Annotated in this window: 6 protein-coding genes; 2 read left to right on the top strand and 4 right to left on the bottom strand. The window is 38.4% G+C overall.

From position 1 onward, the window contains the following. Positions 1 to 318: 318 nt before the first annotated feature. The 4 genes from CIK96_RS11340 to CIK96_RS11320 form a co-directional block, all read right to left on the bottom strand. Positions 319 to 1,560: a site-specific integrase gene (locus CIK96_RS11340; RefSeq protein WP_094440637.1), complete on the bottom strand. Its 1,242-nt coding sequence runs from the start codon at positions 1,558 to 1,560 to the stop codon at positions 319 to 321. A gap of 1,064 nt (positions 1,561 to 2,624) precedes the next feature. After that, positions 2,625 to 3,473 (bottom strand): sigma-70 family RNA polymerase sigma factor, encoded by an 849-nt coding sequence (locus tag CIK96_RS11330; RefSeq protein WP_094440635.1) that lies wholly within the window; start codon positions 3,471 to 3,473, stop codon positions 2,625 to 2,627. Continuing rightward, on the bottom strand, positions 3,460 to 4,323 hold the full coding sequence (locus CIK96_RS11325) for a hypothetical protein (protein WP_094440634.1): 864 nt from the start codon (positions 4,321 to 4,323) through the stop codon (positions 3,460 to 3,462). Before CIK96_RS11325 ends, CIK96_RS11330 begins: the two co-directional genes overlap by 14 nt. Before the next feature lie 4 nt (positions 4,324 to 4,327). Further along, positions 4,328 to 4,633: an AlpA family transcriptional regulator gene (locus tag CIK96_RS11320; RefSeq protein WP_094440633.1), complete on the bottom strand. Its 306-nt coding sequence runs from the start codon at positions 4,631 to 4,633 to the stop codon at positions 4,328 to 4,330. A 298-nt stretch (positions 4,634 to 4,931) separates the two neighbouring features. Between CIK96_RS11320 and CIK96_RS11315 the strand changes: the two genes are divergently transcribed. Both CIK96_RS11315 and CIK96_RS11310 read left to right on the top strand, forming a co-directional pair. After that, positions 4,932 to 5,915 (top strand): YafY family protein, encoded by a 984-nt coding sequence (locus CIK96_RS11315; protein WP_094440632.1) that lies wholly within the window; start codon positions 4,932 to 4,934, stop codon positions 5,913 to 5,915. Between the two features lie 325 nt (positions 5,916 to 6,240). Further along, a complete protein-coding gene (locus CIK96_RS11310) occupies positions 6,241 to 6,570 on the top strand; it encodes a helix-turn-helix transcriptional regulator (RefSeq protein WP_094440631.1) in 330 nt (109 codons plus the stop codon). The last annotated feature ends 304 nt before the right edge of the window (positions 6,571 to 6,874 follow it).

Here is a 6,874-nt window from a genome sequence, read left to right as displayed (position 1 = left end):
CTTTGCAGCGTGTTCTTTGAAACTAAGGTCAAGATGGACAATAACCGATTGTTTTGTCCCCAATTTGTACCAAATATTGATAACTGATTATATGTCAGCACAGATTAGATATGAGGAGGTTAAGTAACGAACAAACAACTCTCTAATTATAACGGGTGCTGACGAACAATCAGTACCCGTTTTTTGTTGCCCAAAACAACACTAAAACGCTGTTCAATATAACGATAGCGTGGTACATGACACAAACATGCGCCACGCTATCCCGTTTTAAGGTTGGGTGATTATGGACGGAATGAAGCATTGATTATTTGTACCAGATTATAGACTATCTATCTTGATTGCGTTAGCAGCTTTTTCCTTCTTTTCATTCACTACTTTTGCATAGATCTGTGTGGTCTTAACGTCTTTATGCCCCAGCATCTTCGATACGGTATAGATGTCAGTGCCGTTTGCTAACTGTAATGTAGCAAAAGTATGTCTAAAGCAGTGGAAAGTAATCTTTCTTGTTATTCCTGCTGCTTCTAACCAACGCTTCAGGGGCTTAGAAATCCATGCAGCATCGGTAAGATCCTCAAATACGAGACGGTTTGGTTCTTTTGGTGTACCACAGAGTTTGTAGGCTTGCTCATTAATTGGCATATACTCTACTTCTTTGGTTTTCTGCTGAGTGAAATTTAGACGATAGCTATCACCCTCCTTTTGGATTTCACTCCAACGCATCTTCTGTATGTCACAATGACGTAAACCTGTTAATGCGGAGAATAATGCGGCTCGTTTAAGAACAGGAATATCACACGGTGTATTTGCTAATTGATTAAGTTCTACTTCGGTAAGGTAATTTCGTCTAACACTATTGACGGGAATGTTTTTTACTTTTGCAGAAAGGTCAGTTGTGAGATAATCATCAATAAATGCTTGCTTCAATGCTGCTTTAAAGATACTAAAATATGTACTTGCTGTTGTTTGGGAAATAGGCCCTTTTTTCTTTCCTCCTTGGGGTGCTGATAGAAGAAACCTTTTGAAATCTTCCAGCATTTTAATGTTGATACTTGCAAAAGGAAGTGTATCTTCCTTTACAAATAGTTTAATTAGTTCTGCAACCCGCCTCCAATTTATTAGTATTGATTTAGAGGCGTTAGGATGATTGGAATAGATGATCTTATTAAAGTACGATAAGAAATCTTGTTGCGAGCGTTCCATCTGTTGAACTTGTTCTGCCTCACTTTCGGAGAAGAGATAGGCATTGTCATATTCATGCTGTAGTTGATTTTTCCTTCGATCTGCAAATCTACAAGCATCGTTATCAACCTCGGTTCTGCATATTATCACCCCATTTATGTCTCTTCTAGGCTGGTATGTTCTAACCTTCCCGTTTGAACGGGCAACAGCACTTTTGTTAAAGATTGGCGTTGTTATCGAACGGTTTAGATACTCTCTTATACGTTTGGGTTGTGGATCTCCATTGACGAAAACGGGGTAAGATTCAATGTACAGATACCACACTTCTCGTTCTTCATTTTTCCGCAGCTTTACTGTACATTTGGTTGGATTGTGTTTCATTTATTAGTCTTTTTATTATTGTACAATTTATCAATCTCCGTTTTTGGAGCATATACATAATTCCCAATTTGTCTAATTGGAATAGAGTATTGGCGAATATGCTTATATACACTATAGTCAGTAACCTCGAAACGCTTTGAGATTTCCCCGATAGTATAACAGTGTTCTGGATCCATGTCGAATATGTGAGGATTCTTTTTCTTCTCAATCACAAGCGGTTCGGGCCTTAATGGAAACAATGCTTCTAAAGATTGAACACTAACATAAGTTTTTCGTGAGCTGATTTTCCGAAACTCAATTTGATGCTTCAATATCATTCTACGAATAGTACTCCGAGATGTAGTGAATATTTGAATAGCCTCTTTTATGGTAATATAGTTTTCACCATTACTCTTGACGCTCTTCAACAAATCCATTTGAACTTGCAATATTCTTTCCTTCTTCTGCCTTTCTTTGTACGCAGCACATGTACATTCTCTACTGCAATACACCGTCTTGATCGTTTTTGCTAAGAAAGTGCTTTTGCAATAGGGGCATACCTTCGGTATTTTAAGAGTACTATATCCCATACATTGATTATTTGATTATTACCATTGTTAATGTTCACATCGTCACCATTTAGTGTTTGGTACAAGATTGGTACAAATAATCAATGCTTCATTCCGTCCATAATCACCCAACCTTAAAACGGGATAGCGTGGCGCATGTTTGTGTCATGTACCACGCTATCGTTATATTGAACAGCGTTTTAGTGTTGTTTTGGGCAACAAAAAACGGGTACTGATTGTTCGTCAGCACCCGTTATAATTAGAGAGTTGTTTGTTCGTTACTTAACTTCCTCTAAGTAGCACATCACTGAGAGTCAACACTTTAAGCTGTGTTGTGACAAGATTGTGCCAGTGTTTTGATAAGTTTTTCAAAGGGTTGATAAGTCTTCATAAATCAGAATTCGGATTGTTTTATGATGTTTTATCAAAACTTTGGGAAAGTACGATTAGATTAGAGGCTCTAATATAACATCCTGTATGTTGGATGATATACAAGTATAAGCGAAGAACGTTGTTCTAAACAGCCTTGCGCTGTCCAAATGCTTGTAAGGATGGCAAGGTCTTCAGTTTGCCTAAGACCTTCTGCACCTCACGATGTGCCCACTGCTTGTTCTTGCGATACTTCTTGCCTATCTGCTCGTAATTCATCTGGGGACATGATATGCCATAGTAAAGGAAAAGAAGATCTTTCTCTCTACGTGAAAGCTCTTTGGTCGTGTTCTCAACGAATGACATGGAGTCACAATTGTCACAGATTGTATCTTCATTGTATGAAGTGTCAGGGAGGTCAACCTGCTTCGTGATTCCATCATCATCAGTGTATGTCAAACCATCACAGATAGGAGTACAGATTTCGCCATCTACCAGTTTGCCCAGTTTCTCAATACTTATTCCCAAAAACTCTGCACAACGAGTTATTGCCTCCTCATTTTGAGGTATGCCATACTTGTTGACGTATTGCTCGTATTTTTTGTAAAGAGCATATTCTTTATCAGGAAGTACAACTGCATTTGCATGACGAAGGCAAAGGAATATCTCCTTCTTGATATAATGGGTGGCATAGGACGAGAAGTATGCATCTCTACTCCAGTCAAACGCATTGGCTGCTTCTATAAGCCCCATGTTGCCAGCCTGGATTAAATCTTCTAAAGGCACGCCTTTATCAGAATATCGTTTTGCGACAGTCACAACAAGTCGAAGATTGCCATTGATTAGCAACTCTCGTCCTTTCTGAGCAGTCATGGTTCCATTCACAACAGAATGGCGGATTTCCTTCTCCTTGTCTGCAGTCAAAGGAGGGAAATGTCCTACCTCTTTATAATAGAGGCTACAGATGTCAATACTGTTATCCTTATATGCTTTCATTATTATTCGGATTACATGTTCTTCTCATATCCTCAACTATCTCCTCAAGTGAGACAGAATCAGATATTTTCGAGAATTTGCTTGAAGATGTTTTGCTGAAATTGCTTATCAATGAATCCAATGACGTGTTAGGGAACCAGTTACCAAATACCTTTTCTTGGAATTTTGCCATAACATCGACAGGTATTTCACAAAACAGTTGTACGTTCGAACAAAACACTCTAATGTCTGCCTTAGAATATGACTTATTGCAAGCAAGCTGTTCATAGCGCATATCAGCGTCCATGCATACCAAAAATCGAATGATCGATTCATTCAATGAACGGTAGTCCTCTAATCGTCCGGCAAAGAAAAGCCTGGTATATTCCTCAACAAGGATGTTTCTTTTCTTTATTCTATCTTCTTCAATTCTTCTAAGCCTCGTGATCATTTCCTCCAAAGCCTGTTGATTGCGTATATAATTCTTTATATCTTCAGGCAAACCATCCATTCCATACTCCCTAAGCAAAGCAAGCACTTCTGCTCTAGCCTTGTCAGAAAGAGAGTTGTGGGCATAAGTCTCACGCACATCCTTTATAATATATGGAGCAGCGTATTTTTTCCCTATTGTTGCAAATTTCACTATTGTCCAATTTGATAAACGTAAAGCAATAGCTAAGGCTCCGTTCAATACAACAGCTCCCACTAAGAATAATGCTATTGTCATGGAGAATCCCAAACTATGCTGCAATCCAACACCCAGTGCTCCAAAAGCAGATATGAAAAAAATTGCAAACTCTACTGCGAAAGGGATTACATTAGGAAAGGATCCCAGTATCGTGATACAAACGCTTAATATTTTCTCTTTCATAATTTTATCTCTTATATGTTTTCTGTGAGGTAATGTACTCTTCTATGTCATCCAACTTATATGCTATCTTATGAGGACCAAGACGAACTGGATATAATCCACCATCGGGGAGCTTCCCTAATCGCCACAAAGTGGTTGCAGAACAACCAAGCATCTGTTGTGTCTCTTTTGCCGTGAGAAGTCTTGTCTGATTGTCTCTGAATTCGTGCTGTAATTGATAATCTCGTAATGCTTTGCGAACAGCCGACTCTATGAGCTCATGCTGCTGCTTGTGAGTCATGATGACAATTGAATTATCCTTGTTTGCCATAGTTGAATTTATTGTAAGTTTATTGCTGTCTATTTCAAATTTTTGGCAAAGTTATATATAAAAGATGGAATAAGACACAACTTTTTTAATACCCAAAAATCTACGCGCACACGCGTATAATACAAAAAATGTCTATATGCATAAAGCGTGTTACTGTACCGAATAACGGTACATTTGTTGACAAAGAATAACAGAGTATGTTATTTAATCCTAACAAAACATGGATTGTTTCTGAAACTTTCTGCTTATTTCAAATATTTACACTAACTTTGCACGTACCCAATTATGCAAAGAAGGAATGAAAAAGGAATCTGTAAGCACAAAAGTCAGTGAAACCATACGACTCTATCAATGGTTCATCTCAACTATCGTGTCCCATGGTCATATCAGCTTTTCGAAACTGAATGAATTATGGGTAACAAGTCGTATGGAGGAAGGTTGTCCTCTTTCTCGCACAACATTCAACCGCTACCGCGAAGGAATAAAAGAGCTGTATGGTATAGAGATATTGTGTGAAACAGGTGGCAATGACAAAAACAAGTATTACATCCGTAACAAAGCAGACCTTTACGATGATTCGCCTTTGCTATGGTCAACAAATGCTATGGCCTTGAATGCATTGCTTTATAAGCATGATTCCATCCGAAGAAGAATATCCATAGATCAAAACTTCAACATGGAATATTTGGATGTTATAATGGAAGCAATAGAGAATCATCAGGTACTTCTTGCAATAACTTGGGATTACAAGAAAAGAAAGCACATGCCTGTACGCATCAACCCTTATGGCCTTGTCCTTAGACAAAATCAATGGTTCATCATTAGTATTACAGAGGGTGAGTACCCTTCAACATGTGTTGAAATGCTTAGCATGGAAGGGGAACCTGCTTATCAGTATTACATGGTATCAGAATTTGTACAAGTTGAGAACACAGGTGAACGCTTTGTCCAGAACAAATACTTCAAATTGCACAAAGCCATTTCTATGGCACCAGAATTGAGATATCATAAAGGAGAAGAGTCAAAGAAGGAGGTCGTTCTGATGGCAAACAACATTGCTCTGATGAAGATACAATCACAAACACGTTTCTTCTATAACAGTGAAGAAAACGACGGATGTGACATAACAAAGGTTACGCTTTATACCTTTGGAAGCGATGATGTGATTGATTACATATTGTCCTTAGGCAGTGACGTTCAAGTTCTCGGTCCAAGTGACATACTTGACCTGATACGCAACAAAGTTATGTCAATGTGCCAAAATTATTTTGAAGTGATCTAAAACACCAAAGGACAACGATATTGACTGGAGGTGTAACTATAATATATGTATTATCCAACTTCATGTTGAATACATTGGCTTCTTTTTCGACACAGCTGCATTTATGATTATGATTTTAGGGTGGACGTTCAATCAGATATTGTAGCTCTGAAAGTATTGGCAATAGAATATATGGCAAGGAAACGTAAGTAAGTGGAATATCAGTAGCCCCAGCAACCAATGCCGGGGCTTACAGTGTTAAAAAATCGTTAAATTACGAACAAAGGTTTTGTGGTTTGAAATATTGTTCGTAATTTTGCGACCAAAACCAAAACAAGCGCATATTATGGCAGAAAAGAAATATTGTATAAAGACGGAAACGTTGGCGGGATTTGCAAAGGCTCTTGGTCATCCGGCTCGTATCGCTATCATGAAGTTCTTGGCGAAGCAGGACACTTGCTATTTCGGAGATATTCATGAGGAGTTGCCTATTGCCAAGGCAACTGTAAGCCAACATCTGTCGGCTCTAAAAGATGCAGGACTTATACAAGGTGAGATTGAAACGCCTAAGGTTAAGTATTGCATCAACCGCGAGAACTGGGCGTATGCTCAGCAGTTGTTTTCGGAGTTCTTCAACATGGAATTGTGTGAGAAGAACGAAGATTGCTGTAAATAAACATCATCGTTAGACGTTTTCACTCTTTGACCTTATTATGCCCTCGTAATTTCATTTCGAGGGTTTTCTTAAAATCTGTATGTTCGCTGTTTTACGAATTGCAAACAATGTCAATAATACAACCCAAGCCTTGTTACGGTTCTCACCCTTAGGGGAGAGTTTATAGGAGGCAGAAGAATCACTAGTGTCCACTAAATAAATTTAAGACTTAATTCTCTTACAGTTTGTAACTTCTCGGCAGGTTCGCTTTTGCCGAGCAAATCTACGAGAGGGGTTCTGTCCAACAATGAGACAGATAAAATTC

Source organism: Prevotella sp. P4-98 (assembly GCF_002251405.1).
In the GTDB taxonomy this organism is placed as follows: Bacteria; Bacteroidota; Bacteroidia; order Bacteroidales; family Bacteroidaceae; genus Prevotella.
This window is presented reverse-complemented; position numbering and strand designations above follow the sequence as displayed.

Coding starts and splice junctions, on each gene's coding strand:
- CIK96_RS11340 (WP_094440637.1), bottom strand. CDS start 1,560: ATGAAACACAATCCAACCAAATGTACAGTAAAGCTGCGGAAAAATGAA.
- CIK96_RS11330 (WP_094440635.1), bottom strand. CDS start 3,473: ATGAAAGCATATAAGGATAACAGTATTGACATCTGTAGCCTCTATTAT.
- CIK96_RS11325 (WP_094440634.1), bottom strand. CDS start 4,323: ATGAAAGAGAAAATATTAAGCGTTTGTATCACGATACTGGGATCCTTT.
- CIK96_RS11320 (WP_094440633.1), bottom strand. CDS start 4,633: ATGGCAAACAAGGATAATTCAATTGTCATCATGACTCACAAGCAGCAG.
- CIK96_RS11315 (WP_094440632.1), top strand. CDS start 4,932: ATGAAAAAGGAATCTGTAAGCACAAAAGTCAGTGAAACCATACGACTC.
- CIK96_RS11310 (WP_094440631.1), top strand. CDS start 6,241: ATGGCAGAAAAGAAATATTGTATAAAGACGGAAACGTTGGCGGGATTT.